The sequence below is a fragment of the Agarivorans sp. TSD2052 genome, from assembly GCF_023238625.1.
Taxonomy (GTDB): domain Bacteria; phylum Pseudomonadota; class Gammaproteobacteria; order Enterobacterales; family Celerinatantimonadaceae; genus Agarivorans.
On record NZ_CP096670.1, the window covers coordinates 2,479,850 to 2,495,907 of the forward strand.

Sequence of the window (16,058 nt, forward strand, 5' to 3'; positions counted from 1 at the left end):
TCAGCAATAGTCACCTCCGGTAGACAGGTGGCGTAATTTAACAGGAACCTTAAATATGTTAACGCTAGTACCTAAAGATATACATCTCGACCAGAGCGCCGAAAACAAACAATCAGCCATTACGTTTTTGGCTAAAGCCTTATTTGAGAACGGTCTGGTTACTGCCGATTATGTAAACGGTATGCTTGAAAGAGAACAAGTAAATTCAACTTACCTAGGTAATGGTATCGCAATACCACACGGAACAACCGAAACCAGAAGCCTAGTAAAATCTACCGGTGTATCTGTACACCACTACCCTTTAGGTGTGGATTGGGGCGATGGTAATACTGTCTATTTAGCGATTGGCATCGCCGCGAAATCTGCTGAACACCTAGTCATTTTAAAACAACTCACCAAAGTATTGTCTATGGATGGTGCAGATGAACTGATTAGAAATGCGACTAACATTGACACTTTAATCAATTTACTAAACGGCGATACTCAACTAGAAGTTGAGTTCGACAGCCAGTTAGTTTTGGATAACTTTCCAGTAAATAGTTTAATACAACTTAAAGCTGTAGCCGCTGGCACATTAAAAAATAGACAACTGATCAACCAACAGGCGATTGCTGCAGCTCTTGAGATAAACCCTGGTTACTTAGCCAACGGTTATTGGCTAAGTTGTTTAACTGAAGGGGCTCTGCGCAGCGGTGCTTGTGTAGTTAAAGTGGCTGAAGAATTTGAACACGAGAACCTTCCGGTCAAAGGGCTATTGATGGTAAGCGCAGCTAACCCCTGTTACGCATCGATTTTAGAAGCCCTTAGCCTGCAGTTATTCGAGGACGGGTTAGTTAGTTTCGCTCAATTAACCACTACAGACTTAGTCAACTGCCTTACTCAGCAACAAACACCCAGCGCAACGCCAAGCAGCGGAGACAATGTAGCAGTATTCGAAATCACCAACCTGCATGGTTTACATGCTCGCCCCGGCGCTTTGCTCGTCGCAGAAGCGAAGAAGTTTTCATCCTCCATTAACGTCACGAATATCAGTAGCGAATCGGCAACTGTGAACGCTAAAAGCTTAATGAAGGTAATGACTTTAGGCGTGAAATACAAAGACAAACTGCAATTTGTTGCCGACGGAGACGACGCCCCCCACGCCCTAGAAGCGCTAGGCAACGCCATCGCCGCCGGTTTAGGAGAAGACTAAAATGAACAAAAACAACGCGGTACTTTGTATTACGCTAAATCCAGCTTTAGATCTTACCGGCAACTTACAGAATATACGGTTAGGTAAAGTCAATGCCATCACTGATGCCAACTTACACCCTGCCGGTAAAGGCGTAAACGTGGCCAAAGTACTGGCAGAGCTAGGCGCAAATGTCTGTGTATCTGGTTTTCTTGGTATCGAGAACGCCTCGGCCTTTGAAGCCCTGTTTGACCAACACAATATTACAGACGAATTTGTAAGAGTTGCAGGAGCCACTCGCACCAATGTGAAAGTGGTGGCATGCAGTGGCGCAGTGACAGATCTCAATTTCCCTGGTTTTTCTATAACCGAGCAAACGATTACTGCGTTTAACAACAAACTAGAACAACTGTGTCAGCATTATGCGTATGTCGTGTTTGCAGGAAGCCTGCCTAAAGGCTTACCAGCGAGTCAATTAGCCGGATGGATTAAATTGGCCAAAAATAAAGGCTGTAAAGTACTTGTGGATACCTCAGGAGAGGCGCTTATAGCAGCAATTGAGGCCGCACCTCACATGATAAAACCCAATCAAGATGAGCTAGAAGAGCTTTGCCAACAAGCTTTAAATAGCATCGATGACATCAAACTACCTAGCGCTAACTTAGCACTCAAGGGCATTGAGCACGTTGTCATTTCTCGCGGGGAAAAAGGGGCATTATGGTTACACCGAGAACGATGGATGCAAGCCCAGCCGCCGAGCATGAAAGTGGTAAGCACCGTGGGGGCTGGCGATACTTTTGTCGCAAGTTTCTGCTGGGGACTGATACAGCAATTTGACCCCATCCAACAACTAAATTTTGCCAGTGCGATGTCTGCATTGGCTGTCGCTCAAACCAATGTTGGTTTACCTGCCTTAGACGCCTTAGCAAAGGTTCAGCAGCAAACTATCATTACGCAACTTTAAACAGACCAAGGAATTGCATATGAATACGGTAATTGTTACAGCTTGCCCTAGCGGTATTGCCAACAGCATAATTACAGCAGGTCTACTAGAACAGGCCACTAAAGAACAAGCATGGCCCAGTGTCATTGAATGTCATTCTACGATTAAAGAAAACACGCCCTTAAAGCAAACAGCTATTGATGGCGCCGAACTGGTTATCATTGTGGCTGATCCACAGTGTTATCAGCACCTAAGGCTATCGCGCTTTAACGATAAGCTTGTTTACCAAGCATTACCGAGTGAAGTTATCTCGGATCCAAAAAACTTTTTGAATTTGGCCAAAGAAAAGGCAGTTACGTTCTCTGCCCCACAACATTCTACAGCAACACCTACTACCACCAATTCGTCGCTAAATATTGTTGGTATTACTGCTTGCCCCACTGGCGTAGCTCATACTTTTATGGCCGCTGAAGCCCTTGAAGATATAGGGAAAAGCCTAGGTCATAGAGTGAAAATTGAAACCCGCGGCTCTGTTGGAGCAAAGAACCAACTAACTGAAGCTGAAATAGCGGCTGCCGACTTAGTGATTATTGCCGCCGATATCGAAGTTGATTTGGCCAGATTTCAAGGTAAGAAACTGTATAAAACATCAACCGGTATCGCACTTAAAAAAACGAAAGCTTGTTACCAGTCTGCTATTAGCGATGCCACCATTTATCAGCACTTAGCCAATAATAACTCATCGGCGGCAAACAACGAAAAAACCGGGGCTTATAAACACCTGATGACCGGCGTTTCTCATATGCTACCTATCGTCGTAGCGGGTGGCCTATGCATTGCGTTGTCTTTCATATTCGGAATCGAAGCCTTTAAAGAAGAAGGTACGCTAGCTGCAGCCTTAATGACCATAGGTGGGGGGTCTGCATTTGCACTAATGATCCCCGTATTAGCCGGTTATATAGCCTATTCAATCGCCGATAGGCCGGGGCTTGCTCCTGGCTTGGTTGGTGGCATGTTAGCCAGCTCAACAGGTGCTGGATTCTTAGGGGGTATATTGGCTGGTTTTATTGCCGGTTACTTAGCCAAGTGGTTATTAGATAACATTAAACTACCTAGCTCAATGGAAGCCCTTAAGCCTATCCTCATTGTGCCATTTTTAGGAACCTTGGCAGTGGGTCTAATAATGATTTATGTGGTAGGTAGCCCTGTAGCGGCAGCCATGAGTGGCTTAACAGATTTCCTAAATAACATGGGCTCTACTAATGCCGTACTACTAGGCATTATTCTTGGTTGCATGATGTGTTTCGACCTTGGTGGGCCGGTAAACAAAGCCGCATACACGTTTGGTGTTGGCTTATTGTCTACTCAAACTTATGGCCCAATGGCAGCAGTAATGGCTGCTGGTATGGTACCCGCTTTAGGTATGGGCTTGGCAACCTTCCTTGCGCGCAACAAGTTTATAGAAAGTGAGAGAGAGGCTGGTAAAGCATCATTTGTGCTGGGCTTATGCTTCATTTCTGAAGGTGCGATCCCCTTTGCCGCCAAAGACCCAATGCGGGTGATTCCAGCGTGTATGGCCGGCGGTGCGGTTACCGGTGCGTTATCCATGTTGTTTGGAGCAGAGTTATTGGCACCGCACGGTGGGCTGTTTGTACTATTTATACCTAATGCGATTTCCCCGGTGTTTTTATACCTAGCAGCCATCGCAGCAGGGACAGCAATAACCGGTTTTGCCTATGCATTGACCAAAAAGTCTGATAAGGCTGTTGATAAAGCCGTGCCTGTGACCAATTAGTTATACATTTATTTGCAACAAGCCAACTCAAGGAGTTGGCTTTTTTATATGTGAAATAGCTACGAATATCATATAGTTGACTCGCCATACAATTCATTTGGCTTAGACCCGCAACCCGAGGTGTTTTAAAAGAGAAGGTAAAGTCAACAGCATGAAATTATTTGGCAAGTTTCACTGTCTTAATAATAGACTTTATGCATAACATCAGCGGTAAACTAAGCAGGAGTGAGAGGATCACGAGGCGCGAAATAAAACACTCAAGGGCTGAGAATCTGACTATCGATGTAAACTAAGAGATGCACTTAAAATAGCCGCGAAGTGAATATAACGAGCTTACCATTGATGATTTTTTAACATCGATAAATAGAGACTTAAAAGGGTTATCTTAAGGTAGATAATTTAAGAGTATTAAAAGGAACAACATGAAAAGTATGGGTAATTTAATATCTTATAAGATTGGGTGGCAACCCTACCAGCCACATCCCGGCACTCGAGTCGTCTGCTGCGGTTGCTCCCTTCCGGGCCTGGCCGAGTTCACAGAGTATCAATGCGGGAGGACCAATAGGGCCACCATAGATGAGCTTCCGAAGAAGCGAGGCCATTCTCGCCTAAGCTTTCATGTTTTGCAATCGCTAAAAAGCTTTTTTCGACCTGCATCAGGTTTGTTTGCTCAAGTTTTAATCCTTATGAGTTTAATTTCTTCTCCGGTTGCGATTGCTGAAACGTTTGACCACTCAAACTGGGACAATTTACTGAACGAGTATGTCCATTGGCCAGTAGCCAACCAAGAAAGCCGAGTTGATTACGCGAACTTTGACCAAGCCAAGCTAGAACAATACTTAGATACAGTCGCAGCGATTCGCCAGCAACAATTTAATGCTTGGGGTGATGATGAACAATTGGCTTTTTTAATAAATGCTTATAACGCCTATACAGTACAATTCATTTTAACCGCCTACCCTAACATCAACTCAATACGTGACTTGGGTAACTTATTTCAGTCTCCATGGAAGAAAAAACGTTTTTCCTTGTTTGGTGAACAAGTCAGCCTAGACCATATTGAGCACCAGCTGATCCGACCGGTATATAACAATCCGCTAATTCATGCAGCGGTAGTATGTGCGGCTATTAGCTGCCCGCCTTTACAAAGCGTTGCCTACACCGGTGAACAACTTCAACAGCAACTCAGCCAAGCGTTTAGGGCATTTTTGCGCAGCAACAAGAACTATTACGATCCGACGAGCAAAAAGCTTAAGTTATCGTCGATATTTAAATGGTACAAGGATGACTTTGGCAATGACTTAAATCTTTATTTAAGCCAATATGCCGAAGACTTGAGAGCTGAAGCCAACATCATCGAGCAGGCTTCTGTCAGCTACTTAGATTACGATTGGTCTCTCAACGCTTACCCATAGAAGCTAAAAGCAGAAACAAAAAAGCCCGGCATGCCGGGCTTTTTACCTGAGAGTTGTTTAGTTATTAAAACAAGCACTTAGATAGGTTATATAACTCTTCGTTAAATGGACGTTTCATGTTTTCGATACAATCAATAATATCGTGATGAACCATGGTGTTATTTTGTATACCAATACAACGCCCACCCTCACCTTGCATTAACAACTCAACGGCATAAGCACCCATTCTACTCGCCATAACACGGTCACGACCAGTTGGCGTGCCGCCACGTTGAATATGACCAAGAATGGTTGCTCTGGTTTCACGACCAGTGGCCATTTCAATACCAGCAGCCAACTCGTTCACGTTAGTGATGTGTTCGGTAATAGCAATAATTGCGTGTTTTTTACCTTTTTTCTGGCCATCTTGTAAGCTGTTAAGCAGCTCTTCGCGATTAAAACCTTTCTCTGGAATAATCACATATTCTGCACCGCCAGCAATACTAGCTTGCATGGCTAGATCACCACAGTAACGCCCCATAATTTCAATAACAGAAATTCGGTTATGCGAAGATGACGTATCACGAATACGGTCAATGGCATCAATCACTACATTTAGCGCAGTATCAAAACCGATGGTGTAATCGGTGCCAGCAATATCATTATCAATAGTGCCTGGAAGGCCAATGCAGGGGAAGCCCATTTCAGTTAGCTTTTTAGCGCCCATGTATGAACCATCACCACCTACCACCACTAAGGCTTCAATACCGTGTTTTTCTAGGTTTTTAACTGCGACTTCACGTACCGCAGGATCTTTAAATTCAGGGAAGCGTGCAGACCCCAGAAAAGTACCGCCACGATTTATCACATCAGACACACTGTAACGATCTAACTTCTTAATATTATCGTCATGTAACCCCATGTATCCATCGTATACACCGTATACTTCAATGCCTTGAGACAAAGCACTACGTACTACAGCGCGTACCGCTGCATTCATACCAGGAGCGTCGCCACCACTAGTTAAAACACCAATTTTCTTAACCATCATTCCCTCACAAAGCTGAACTGACCAAAACTTACAAAATAATTTAAGCGATTACTTTGAAAAACCATTTGAACCATTACAAATAAAATGGCTAAACAATCCATTCAAAATAAAAAATTTAATATTATAAACAGACCGCCTGTTGGATAGCGGTATATACACTGACAATTTATGCGCGCATTGTGGCACGCGCAAGATAACTGTTTTATGACCCTAATCAGATAACCCACACATTCTGAAACAAATTATCACCCTTGTCCAAAGTTAATCAAAACAGTTGCTTTGGAATACCTAGAGAAATGAGCTAACTGTTAGAATCGTCTACTAAAACATCAATCACCGCGAATAAGCATAGCAAATACTTCACTTTGCATTCACATTAATGTAACATCCCCCTTCCAAACTTGAGCCGGTATTTTGGTATAACAGTTTGCTCATCGAATTTTAAGGGAACTCAATGAAGTCTGACCTTCAATATGCAATCGAACGTAACATTAAAACTAACCGCCAAGCGGTGATCAACTATAACTTGTTACGCCAGCAAGAGCGTAATCTTTCCGATGAGGCTCAGCCCTAAGCAATGGCTTAGTGTTTAAGTGTACTCATCAAAAAAGGGGCTGAAGCCCCTTTTTAGTTATTTGGCATCGTCCACCGGTTCGTTAGCATGCAACGATGTAGACAAGCTAATCACCCCATTAACGTTATTATCTAAAGACAAAATATTAGTTTTGCTGATCCGATGACGATAGATTTCACGTAAATGCTAAATCGCATTCTTAACGCTTTTAACGTGTAAGCGGATATCGTTAATCGAAAAAATTTGTTCGGCTCACCAATCAACTCACGATATTTCTTCTCATACATCGGCTTAATTGCATACCAATTGGTATCCAATATTTTCGCTGGATTTTCAAACTCCAACAAAAACTTTTGTAGCTCTTCAGGGTCAAACTCATCTTAGGTAATAAAGCGCAAAATAGCTTGGTCTATATCATCGTTGTAGCGATATTCTTCTTTGGCGAAAGCGCTTAATGTAAGCCACTACCAGCGTTAAAAAGTCGTCACTTAAGCAAGGGCTTTTAGCCACTAGAGTAGTTAACGACAAGTTAGCTGAGGCACCAATAACTAAGGCATAACGTTTTAGCGTTGTATTAGGGAACAACGTATTGATATGAATTTTTAGTTTATTCAGATCCATAAATGACAGTTTATAGTCTTTAGGTAACGAAATAATTGAAATAACCGACGAGCGGTGCTTAAAGAAGTGTAGTTCGTTGAGTTCCTCTGCATCATAATTGCTTTCTTGATACTTATTTAATGACTGCTTATAACGTTGAGATTCAATAGGTAGAATGCTGATACCTTCAATAGCTTGGGTATCACGGGTGAAGTGCGGAAAATCAATCGTTCTAAAGAACAACTCATCGATGTTTACATCATCATTGACTGATTTATTTACGACACTTTCTGCGTAGGCTACAGGCCCAGCCATGCTCATGAATAAGTCGTTAGCACCCAAGCGGACTGTTTCAGAAATATCTATACCCGCGCGGCGGGAATAGTTTTCATCGTAGTCTGTGGTCACTGCTTTTGCGGTCAAGATATTAAAAATTTGCTGAGAGATATATTGGTTGGCATATTTCTCAATGGTATTGACGTTTATGTCTTTGCCATTCTCACTTTCTTCTTGCTTTACATAACGCATGATATCGTTATGTAGAGCATCATAGAGTTCCAAGGGAGGATCCGCCTCATGACATCTTCAGGAGAGTCGTTGCTTTCGCGTTCTACATTACTATTTTATGAAGAATTTTTAGCCATTCTTTGGCAATGAGCATATGTCCCGTATAGGATGGATGTACACCATCACCAGCCCAAAAGCTTGGTTCTCTATAGACTGATGCCTGATTCATAATACCGTCCAATGGTAGTAAGTGAGCATCAAATTCTCGTGCTAATTCTCTTATGACATTAATCTTTGGATCTAAGTCTTCTCTCCACTTAATTCTATCCTCTGGATAAGGTAAAACAAATGGTTCTACTATTATAATTTTAGCGTTTGTTTTGTCTTTAACCTGTAATAGTATATCTTTATAATGATTTCTGAATGTTTCAATACTGATTGGATCATTATCATCATACCTTCTCCAACAATCATTTATACCGACAAATATTGAAACCACTGATGGGTAAAGAGCCGTACAGTCTTCTTCCCAACGATTTTTTAAATCAATAACTCTATTACCACTAATCCCTCTGTTTAGAAATTGTATATTTCGCTCTGGCTGTTCTGAAATAAACATTGACGCCGCCATCATTGCATATCCATGACCTAAATCAAATCCATCTTCTTTATTTCTATCTGCATCTGTAATACTATCCCCTTGAAACAATATAGTTATTTTATCTTCTGGGTTCATAAGTTACGCCTCCATTATTTTTTATCACCTATTCTTACTTCTTAAAAACTTCATCAAATTTGTCCGTTATATGTTTTGGAACAATTTTAGAGTAAGAGTAAGAATAATATAACCGAACAAAATACTTAGAATCCATTGACTTAAGCATACCAAGCTCTTCAATGGAACCAACACCTTCTACAACTACTGCTTTTCCCAATGAGATTAACATATTTATAAATTCACGAAGCATTAACTTTGAATATTCGCTAATTTTAACAGGATCCATTGTTTGTTTTCACAGTCGAATAATATCAATATTTTCAAAAAACTCGCTTCTTTAAAATAAATATTGATAGTGAAATTTTCAATATAAGAAAAACCCCACTCTTCATAAAGGTACTTACACAACAATCTACCGGCATTAATATGCAAGGCTTCTTATACTTCAATGCAGTTACCTGAGATGTTGGGCAAGATAAAAATACCCGAAGTGAAGATAGGTTCAAACACAAAAGAGTCGCGTTTATCAGACTAGATAGACTGAGAAACTTGGTAGTCGAAAGTTTTACTTAAGTATGAAAATTGTTGAGCTAATCCAAATTCTGAAGCCATACCAGAACCTGTTCCACCGCCCGCACTAAAGATATAGAAATACAAGCGCGATCGGTTAGCTTTAATCCCACAAGAGTCTACTAAGTAAGAATGAATATGACGCCAATCTTCGTTTATAAAGCTTCTGGTGTGTTTATTCAAAATGGTTTTGGCAAGGTATTGTCCCAAAATTGGCGCGTTACCAGCACCACCTGCATGCACTTCAGACAAGTCCATCAACTGAAGCTTTTTGTATTCATCTAAGAACTTTTGACGACCCGCTTGCGAGGAGTATTTGATTCGACCAGCGATATCTTTGTCCAAGTCACCAACCAACACCACCGGTTCAATTAAAAACGCAGGGTTGTCAGCGTTGCCACGATCTAATGGTAAATGGTTTTTGATCCAACGCATCGGTTTAAATTCACGCTCTGCGCAAACTGGTCTTGATACTCAATTTCATTGAGATAGTGAGTGCGCGAGTTATAAAGCAGAGTGGCGACATCTAGAGCAATGTTTGAGCCGCAGCGACCAAAAAAAAGGCGCCTGTTGGCGCCTTCATAAAGAGTTTAATGCTTACCAGCCGGTAATTTCACGGAGTGCTTTGCCTATATCGGCTAAGCTACGAACCGTTTTCACACCCGCATCTTCTAAGGCAGCAAACTTATCTGCTGCAGTACCTTTACCGCCAGCGATAATGGCACCAGCGTGGCCCATGCGCTTGCCAGGAGGAGCTGTAACACCCGCGATGTAAGATACAACAGGTTTAGTTACATTGGCTTTAATATATGCCGCAGCTTCTTCTTCCGCACTACCACCAATTTCGCCAATCATTACGATGGCTTCGGTTTTAGGGTCGTTTTGGAACATTTCTAGAATGTCGATGAAGTTTGAACCAGGAATGGGGTCCCCACCAATACCAACACAGGTAGATTGGCCGAAACCTTCATCTGTAGTCTGCTTAACCGCTTCATAAGTGAGTGTACCAGAACGTGATACGATACCCACTTTACCTGCTTGATGAATGTGACCAGGCATGATGCCAATTTTACACTGATCAGGCGTGATAACACCTGGGCAGTTAGGGCCAATCATACGTGCACCGGCTTCATCTAGCTTCACTTTCACGTCAAGCATATCTAAAGTTGGGATGCCTTCAGTAATAGTGATGATGATTTTAATGCCTGCAGCAATGGCTTCTAAGATAGCGTCTTTACAAAATGGCGCGGGTACATAGATTACTGTAGCATCAGCGCCAGTAGCTTGTACTGCTTCACTTACGGTATTAAATACAGGCAGACCTAAATGCGTTTGACCACCTTTACCAGGTGATACACCACCCACCATTTGGGTTCCGTACTCAATCGCTTGTTCTGAGTGAAAAGTACCCTGTCCACCCGTGAAACCCTGACAGATCACCTTGGTATTTTTGTCGATTAAAATGCTCATTATTTGGCCTCCGCTGCTTTAACTACTTGCTCTGCAGCGTCAGTTAAGCTGGTTGCTGCAATAATGTTAAGGCCTGACTCAGCCAAACGTTGGGTACCTAATTCTGCATTGTTACCTTCAAGGCGAACAACAACGGGTACACTCACACCAACTTCTTCTACGGCGCCAATAATACCGTCAGCGATTAAATCACAACGAACAATACCGCCAAAAATGTTTACCAGTACAGCTTTCACTTTGTCGTCTGACAAGATGATCTTGAATGCTTCTGTAACACGTTCTTTAGTTGCACCGCCACCAACATCAAGGAAGTTGGCTGGAGAACCGCCATGTAATTGCACGATATCCATGGTACCCATCGCAAGGCCAGCACCATTTACCATACAACCAATGCTTCCATCTAGCGCTACGTAGTTTAGCTCCCATTGTGCAGCATGCGCTTCACGCTCATCTTCTTGCGAAGGATCGTGCATCTCGCGCAGTTTAGGCTGGCGATACATCGCATTTGAATCGATGTTAATTTTGCCGTCTAGACAGATTAAATCGCCACTACCAGTCACGACCAGTGGGTTAATTTCTAGCAAGGCTAAATCATGATCAGTGAACATTTCAGCTAAACCGATAAAGATTTTAGTAAATTGGCGAATTTGGTTACCTTCTAGGCCCAACTTAAATGCCAATTCACGCGCTTGATAGGCTTGAGGACCTACTAATGGGTCAATCGCCATTTGATGAATCAACTCAGGCGTTTCTTCAGCAACTTTTTCGATTTCCATGCCACCTTCAGTTGATGCCATAAACACCACCCGACGTGAAGCACGGTCAACAACAGCGCCTAAATACAGCTCATTAGCAATATCTGAAGCTTCTTCTACTAAGATTTTTGATACTGGCTGGCCATTAGCATCAGTTTGATAAGTCACTAAGTTTTTGCCTAACCATTGCTGGGCAAATGCTTTAATTTCTTCTTTATCAGACGTTACTTTTACGCCGCCGGCTTTACCGCGTCCACCTGCGTGAACTTGAGTTTTAACTACCCATGTAGTGCCAGGGATTTTGCCCGCAGCTTCAGCTGCTTCTTGTGGGGTATCACAGGCGTAACCTTCTGGCACTGGCAAGCCATAGTCGGCAAATAATTGCTTGGCCTGATATTCATGCAAATTCATGATGTTCTATCCATAGTGTTAGGGGATACATGTTAGGTGCTGCACACCTTTCCGAATAAGGGCCTGAAATTCAGGCCCAAAACAAACTTTTATTACACGTCGAGCAACAAACGTGTTGGATCTTCAAGTAACTCTTTAATGGTTACCAAGAAACCAACAGACTCTTTTCCATCTACCAAACGGTGGTCATAGGACAACGCTAAGTACATCATTGGTAGAATTTCCACTTGGCCATTCACAGCCATTGGTCGGTCTTGAATTTTGTGCATGCCTAAAATGGCACTTTGCGGCGGATTAATAATTGGCGTTGACATTAGAGAGCCAAATACACCACCGTTAGTAATGGTGAAGTTACCGCCGGTTAACTCATCTACGGTGAGTTTGCCATCACGGCCCTTAATTGCTAGTTCGCGAATACCTTTTTCGATATCGGCAACACTGAGCAAATCGCAATCACGCAGCACAGGTGTCACTAAACCACGCGGCGTTGAGACAGCAATGCTGACATCGAAATAGTTGTGGTAAACAATTTCATCGCCATCAATAGAGGCGTTAACTTCAGGGAAACGTTTTAGCGCTTCTACCACCGCTTTAACGTAGAACGACATAAAGCCTAAACGAATGTCGTGACGCTTCTCAAACACTTCTTGATATTGCTTACGCAACGTCATGATGGGTTTCATGTTAACTTCATTAAAGGTAGTTAACATCGCTGTGGTATTTTTTGCTTCTAATAAGCGCTCTGCAACACGCTTACGTAACCGTGTCATTGCTACACGTTTTTGGCTACGTGAAGATAGAGGCGCTTGTGGAGCGGCGTCTACTTTAGCTTTAGTTTCTGAGGCGGCTGGTTTAGCAATATGTGCTTCAACATCTTCTTTAGTAACACGACCACTTGGGCCAGTGCCTTTGATTGCAGAAGCGTCGATGCCCTTCTCTGCCACCAACCGACGAACAGAAGGAGACAATTCGTCGCCGCTGTCTGCCGCGCTAGTGTCTGCTGTCTTGCTAGTCACTTCTTCGCCTGCAACTGCGCCTGCTTTCATTTTGCCGATCACTTGTTGTCCAAGAACCGTAGCGCCTTCTGCTTCGATAATTTCTTCTAAAACACCGGCTTCCATTGCTGGCACTTCAAGCACCACTTTATCGGTTTCGATATCAACAATAACTTCGTCACGCTCTACTGTATCGCCTGGCTGTTTATGCCACGTGGCAATCGACGCATCCGCTACTGATTCAGGTAGGTCTGGCACTTTTATTTCAATGCTCATTAAAGCTTCCTTTATTCTTTTTTATTCAACTGTCAACGCATCAGTAACTAGCGCGCGTTGTTGTTTCAAGTGAAGGGACATATACCCAACCGCAGGTGACGCAGATGCTGGTCGACCAGCATAACGTAAGTTTGCTCCGGCAGGGATTACCGATTTAAAATGATGCTGGCTACTATACCAAGCACCTTGGTTTAGTGGTTCTTCCTGACACCACACAAATCGTTCAACATGTTGGTACTGCTCAAAGATTTCTTTAACATCTTGGTCTGGGAATGGGTAAAGTTGCTCGATACGTATCAATGCTACGTCTGTTTGCTCATTCTTACGGCGCTGTTCTAGCAGGTCGTAATAAACTTTCCCCGAACACATGACTACTTGGCGAACTTGCGCAGGGTCTAACTCGTCAACTTCACCAATAGCATTGTAAAACTTACCGTCGGCTAACTCCTCAAGACTAGACACCGCTAGTGGATGACGTAGCAAAGACTTAGGTGACATAACTACCAGCGGACGACGCATAGGGCGAACCTGTTGACGGCGTAACATGTGGTAAACCTGAGAAGGGGTCGAGGGCACACATACTTGCATATTGTGCTCGGCACAAAGTTGTAAGTAACGCTCTAAACGCGCAGATGAGTGCTCTGGCCCCTGCCCTTCATAACCATGAGGAAGCAACATAACCAAGCCACACATACGGCCCCATTTTTGCTCACCAGATGATAAGAATTGATCGATAACCACTTGGGCACCATTGGCAAAATCGCCAAACTGTGCTTCCCAGATGACTAAGGTTGAAGGCTCAGCAGTCGTGTAACCATATTCAAAAGCGAGCACTGCTTCTTCAGATAACACCGAATCAAACAGAGCTAAATGGCCTTGCTCTTCAGATAAATTCTTCAACGGCACATAGGTAGAAGCATCAGTTTGATTATGTAATACCGCATGGCGGTGGAAAAAAGTTCCCCGACCTGAATCCTGGCCTGTAATACGAATATTTTGCTTTTCATCAAGCAAGCTCGCATACGCTAAGTTTTCGGCAAAACCCCAATCGACCGGCTTTTCGCCGCGAGTCATTAGGCCTCGGTCATCATTGATTTTGCGAACTCGCGGATGTAAAACGTGTTCTTCAGGTAATGTAGTCAGACGCTCGCCTAAGTCCTGAACAGCTTGAATAGACAGCGACGTATCGTAGTCCATATCCCATTCGTGCCCTAAGTATGGTCGCCAGTCAACACTGTGCTCAGTCATTGGACGCCATTCTTCAACGACGCAATCACCATTATCAAGCTGATCGCGATAGCCATTAACCAATGCGGTAGCGTCAGCACTTTCCAACTGACCGCGCTCGATCATAATGTCGGCATACACTTTACGCGGCGTAGGATGTTTCTTAATTTTTTGATACATCAAAGGCTGCGTTGCATTAGGCTCATCGGCTTCATTGTGACCATGACGTCGGTAACATACTAAGTCGATAACTACATCACGTTTAAAGGTATTGCGGTAATCAAGGGCCATTTGGCTAACAAATGCTACCGCTTCAGGGTCATCACCATTTACATGGAAAATAGGCGCCTGAACCATTTTGGCAATATCAGTACAATATTGAGTAGAGCGCGTATCTCTTGGATTAGACGTAGTGAAACCAACCTGGTTGTTGACCACGATTCGAACCGTACCACCAACTTTAAAGCCACGAGCTTGTGACATATTAAAAGTTTCTTGTACTACACCTTGACCCGCGATAGCCGAGTCACCATGGATAGTAATCGGTAAGCAGTTTTCACCCGCGCGGCGATCTTGACGAGCACGAACTGACCCCATAACCACCGGATTAACGATCTCTAAGTGAGATGGGTTAAACGCCAATGACATGTGTACGTTACCGCCGGGGGTCGCAAAATCTGAACTAAACCCTTGGTGGTACTTAACATCACCAGTGCCCCAAGTTTCATCGTGCTTTTTACCGGCAAACTCATCAAATAGCTCTGATGGATTTTTACCTAATACGTTAACCAGTACATTGAGACGCCCGCGGTGAGCCATGCCCACCACCACTTCTTTGGTTCCCTGAATACCAGCAGAACGAACAATTTCTTTGAGCATCACCAAAAGGCTATCACCGCCTTCTAAAGAAAAGCGTTTTGCCCCTGGAAATTTTGCGCCTAAGTATTTTTCAAGGCCTTCAGCAGCGGTTAAGCTTTTCAAAAAGCGTACTCGATCTTCTTGAGTAAATTCACCTTGACCTTCTACCGACTCTAAACGGCTTTGGATCCAGCGTTTTTCGTCAGTATCGGTAATGTGCATATACTCGGCACCGATAGAGCCACAATAAGTTTTCAGTAAAGACTTATGAATGTCTTTAAGCGCCATGGTGTCTTTACCAATAGCATAAGAACCTACGTTGAAGGTTTCTTCGAAATCTGCACTATCTAAGGCGTGAAACTCGGGAGACAAATCAGCAACACGTTCTTGCTGCCAAAGACCTAGAGGGTCTAGTTGAGCATGTTGATGGCCACGGAAGCGATAAGCATTAATCAACTGCAATACTTTAACTTGCTTAGCGCCGTGTTGTGGATCTTCTACCGGAGAACTAAATCGTGATGTGTCTTTCGCTAAACGACGAAAATAATCACGGATAGGAGCGTGAGGGGTGTCTTCTACTGCACCATCTACAGCGGGTAAATCAGAGAATACCTGCTGCCATTCTTCTGATACAGACGAAGGGTCTTCTAAAAATGCCTCATAGAGGTCTTCAATATAGGTCGAATTAGCACCAGCTAAATGCGAGGACTCTAGCCAGGCCTTCATTACGCCATTTTGCATTT

Annotated in this window: 13 protein-coding genes and 1 other RNA gene; 4 read left to right on the forward strand and 10 right to left on the reverse strand. The window is 43.3% G+C overall.

The annotated features are described in order from the left end of the window. Positions 1–55 precede the first annotated feature (55 nt). Genes fruB through fruA form a run of 3 tightly spaced genes read left to right on the forward strand, consistent with a single transcriptional unit; the run spans position 56 to position 3,909 of the window. Positions 56–1,192 carry a fused PTS fructose transporter subunit IIA/HPr protein gene (gene fruB, locus M0C34_RS11220; protein WP_248711774.1) on the forward strand — a complete coding sequence of 379 codons (1,137 nt, stop codon included), beginning with the start codon at positions 56–58 and terminating at the stop codon, positions 1,190–1,192. A 1-nt stretch (position 1,193) separates the two neighbouring features. Beyond that, a complete protein-coding gene (gene pfkB, locus M0C34_RS11225) occupies positions 1,194–2,135 on the forward strand; it encodes a 1-phosphofructokinase (RefSeq protein WP_248711775.1) in 942 nt (313 codons plus the stop codon). 19 nt (positions 2,136–2,154) lie between these two features. Then, the gene (gene fruA, locus M0C34_RS11230; RefSeq protein ID WP_248711776.1) at positions 2,155–3,909 is read left to right on the forward strand and encodes a PTS fructose transporter subunit IIBC; all 1,755 of its coding nucleotides are present in this window, start codon (positions 2,155–2,157) and stop codon (positions 3,907–3,909) included. 467 nt (positions 3,910–4,376) lie between these two features. Here fruA and ffs read toward each other — a convergent pair. Then, an RNA gene (gene ffs / locus M0C34_RS11235) (signal recognition particle sRNA small type) lies at positions 4,377–4,473 on the reverse strand. 122 nt (positions 4,474–4,595) lie between these two features. Between ffs and M0C34_RS11240 the strand changes: the two genes are divergently transcribed. After that, the gene (locus tag M0C34_RS11240) at positions 4,596–5,324 is read left to right on the forward strand and encodes a DUF547 domain-containing protein (protein ID WP_248711777.1); all 729 of its coding nucleotides are present in this window, start codon (positions 4,596–4,598) and stop codon (positions 5,322–5,324) included. 64 nt (positions 5,325–5,388) lie between these two features. On the opposite strand, the gene pfkA is transcribed toward M0C34_RS11240, so the two are convergent. From pfkA to sucA, 9 genes are all read right to left on the reverse strand, one after another. Beyond that, complete coding sequence (gene pfkA / locus M0C34_RS11245; RefSeq protein ID WP_248715631.1) at positions 5,389–6,351, reverse strand: 6-phosphofructokinase; 963 nt, start codon at positions 6,349–6,351, stop codon at positions 5,389–5,391. Between the two features lie 991 nt (positions 6,352–7,342). Continuing rightward, entirely contained in the window at positions 7,343–8,089 is a 747-nt protein-coding gene (locus tag M0C34_RS11250) for a hypothetical protein (RefSeq protein WP_248711778.1), read from the reverse strand. A 49-nt stretch (positions 8,090–8,138) separates the two neighbouring features. Then, positions 8,139–8,771, reverse strand: a complete 633-nt coding sequence (locus tag M0C34_RS11255; protein WP_248711779.1) for an SGNH/GDSL hydrolase family protein — start codon at positions 8,769–8,771, stop codon at positions 8,139–8,141. Between the two features lie 34 nt (positions 8,772–8,805). Beyond that, on the reverse strand, positions 8,806–9,039 hold the full coding sequence (locus M0C34_RS11260; protein WP_248711780.1) for a hypothetical protein: 234 nt from the start codon (positions 9,037–9,039) through the stop codon (positions 8,806–8,808). Positions 9,040–9,284: 245 nt separating this feature from the next. Beyond that, on the reverse strand, positions 9,285–9,758 hold the full coding sequence (locus tag M0C34_RS11265; protein ID WP_248711781.1) for a hypothetical protein: 474 nt from the start codon (positions 9,756–9,758) through the stop codon (positions 9,285–9,287). A gap of 162 nt (positions 9,759–9,920) precedes the next feature. After that, complete coding sequence (sucD, locus tag M0C34_RS11270) at positions 9,921–10,793, reverse strand: succinate--CoA ligase subunit alpha (protein ID WP_248711782.1); 873 nt, start codon at positions 10,791–10,793, stop codon at positions 9,921–9,923. Beyond that, on the reverse strand, positions 10,793–11,959 hold the full coding sequence (gene sucC, locus M0C34_RS11275; protein ID WP_248711783.1) for an ADP-forming succinate--CoA ligase subunit beta: 1,167 nt from the start codon (positions 11,957–11,959) through the stop codon (positions 10,793–10,795). Before sucC ends, sucD begins: the two co-directional genes overlap by 1 nt. A gap of 92 nt (positions 11,960–12,051) precedes the next feature. Next, a complete protein-coding gene (odhB, locus tag M0C34_RS11280) occupies positions 12,052–13,230 on the reverse strand; it encodes a 2-oxoglutarate dehydrogenase complex dihydrolipoyllysine-residue succinyltransferase (protein ID WP_248711784.1) in 1,179 nt (392 codons plus the stop codon). 21 nt (positions 13,231–13,251) lie between these two features. Then, a complete protein-coding gene (sucA, locus tag M0C34_RS11285; RefSeq protein WP_248711785.1) occupies positions 13,252–16,056 on the reverse strand; it encodes a 2-oxoglutarate dehydrogenase E1 component in 2,805 nt (934 codons plus the stop codon). Positions 16,057–16,058: the final 2 nt, after the last annotated feature.

Excerpts from the sequence above, each read along its gene's own strand:
- M0C34_RS11260 (WP_248711780.1), bottom strand. The coding sequence starts at position 9,039 with ATGGATCCTGTTAAAATTAGCGAATATTCAAAGTTAATGCTTCGTGAA.
- odhB (WP_248711784.1), bottom strand. The coding sequence starts at position 13,230 with ATGAGCATTGAAATAAAAGTGCCAGACCTACCTGAATCAGTAGCGGAT.
- pfkB (WP_248711775.1), top strand. The coding sequence starts at position 1,194 with ATGAACAAAAACAACGCGGTACTTTGTATTACGCTAAATCCAGCTTTA.
- fruA (WP_248711776.1), top strand. The coding sequence starts at position 2,155 with ATGAATACGGTAATTGTTACAGCTTGCCCTAGCGGTATTGCCAACAGC.
- pfkA (WP_248715631.1), bottom strand. The coding sequence starts at position 6,351 with ATGGTTAAGAAAATTGGTGTTTTAACTAGTGGTGGCGACGCTCCTGGT.
- M0C34_RS11265 (WP_248711781.1), bottom strand. The coding sequence starts at position 9,758 with ATGCGTTGGATCAAAAACCATTTACCATTAGATCGTGGCAACGCTGAC.
- M0C34_RS11240 (WP_248711777.1), top strand. The coding sequence starts at position 4,596 with ATGAGTTTAATTTCTTCTCCGGTTGCGATTGCTGAAACGTTTGACCAC.
- sucC (WP_248711783.1), bottom strand. The coding sequence starts at position 11,959 with ATGAATTTGCATGAATATCAGGCCAAGCAATTATTTGCCGACTATGGC.
- sucA (WP_248711785.1), bottom strand. The coding sequence starts at position 16,056 with ATGCAAAATGGCGTAATGAAGGCCTGGCTAGAGTCCTCGCATTTAGCT.
- fruB (WP_248711774.1), top strand. The coding sequence starts at position 56 with ATGTTAACGCTAGTACCTAAAGATATACATCTCGACCAGAGCGCCGAA.
- sucD (WP_248711782.1), bottom strand. The coding sequence starts at position 10,793 with ATGAGCATTTTAATCGACAAAAATACCAAGGTGATCTGTCAGGGTTTC.
- M0C34_RS11255 (WP_248711779.1), bottom strand. The coding sequence starts at position 8,771 with ATGAACCCAGAAGATAAAATAACTATATTGTTTCAAGGGGATAGTATT.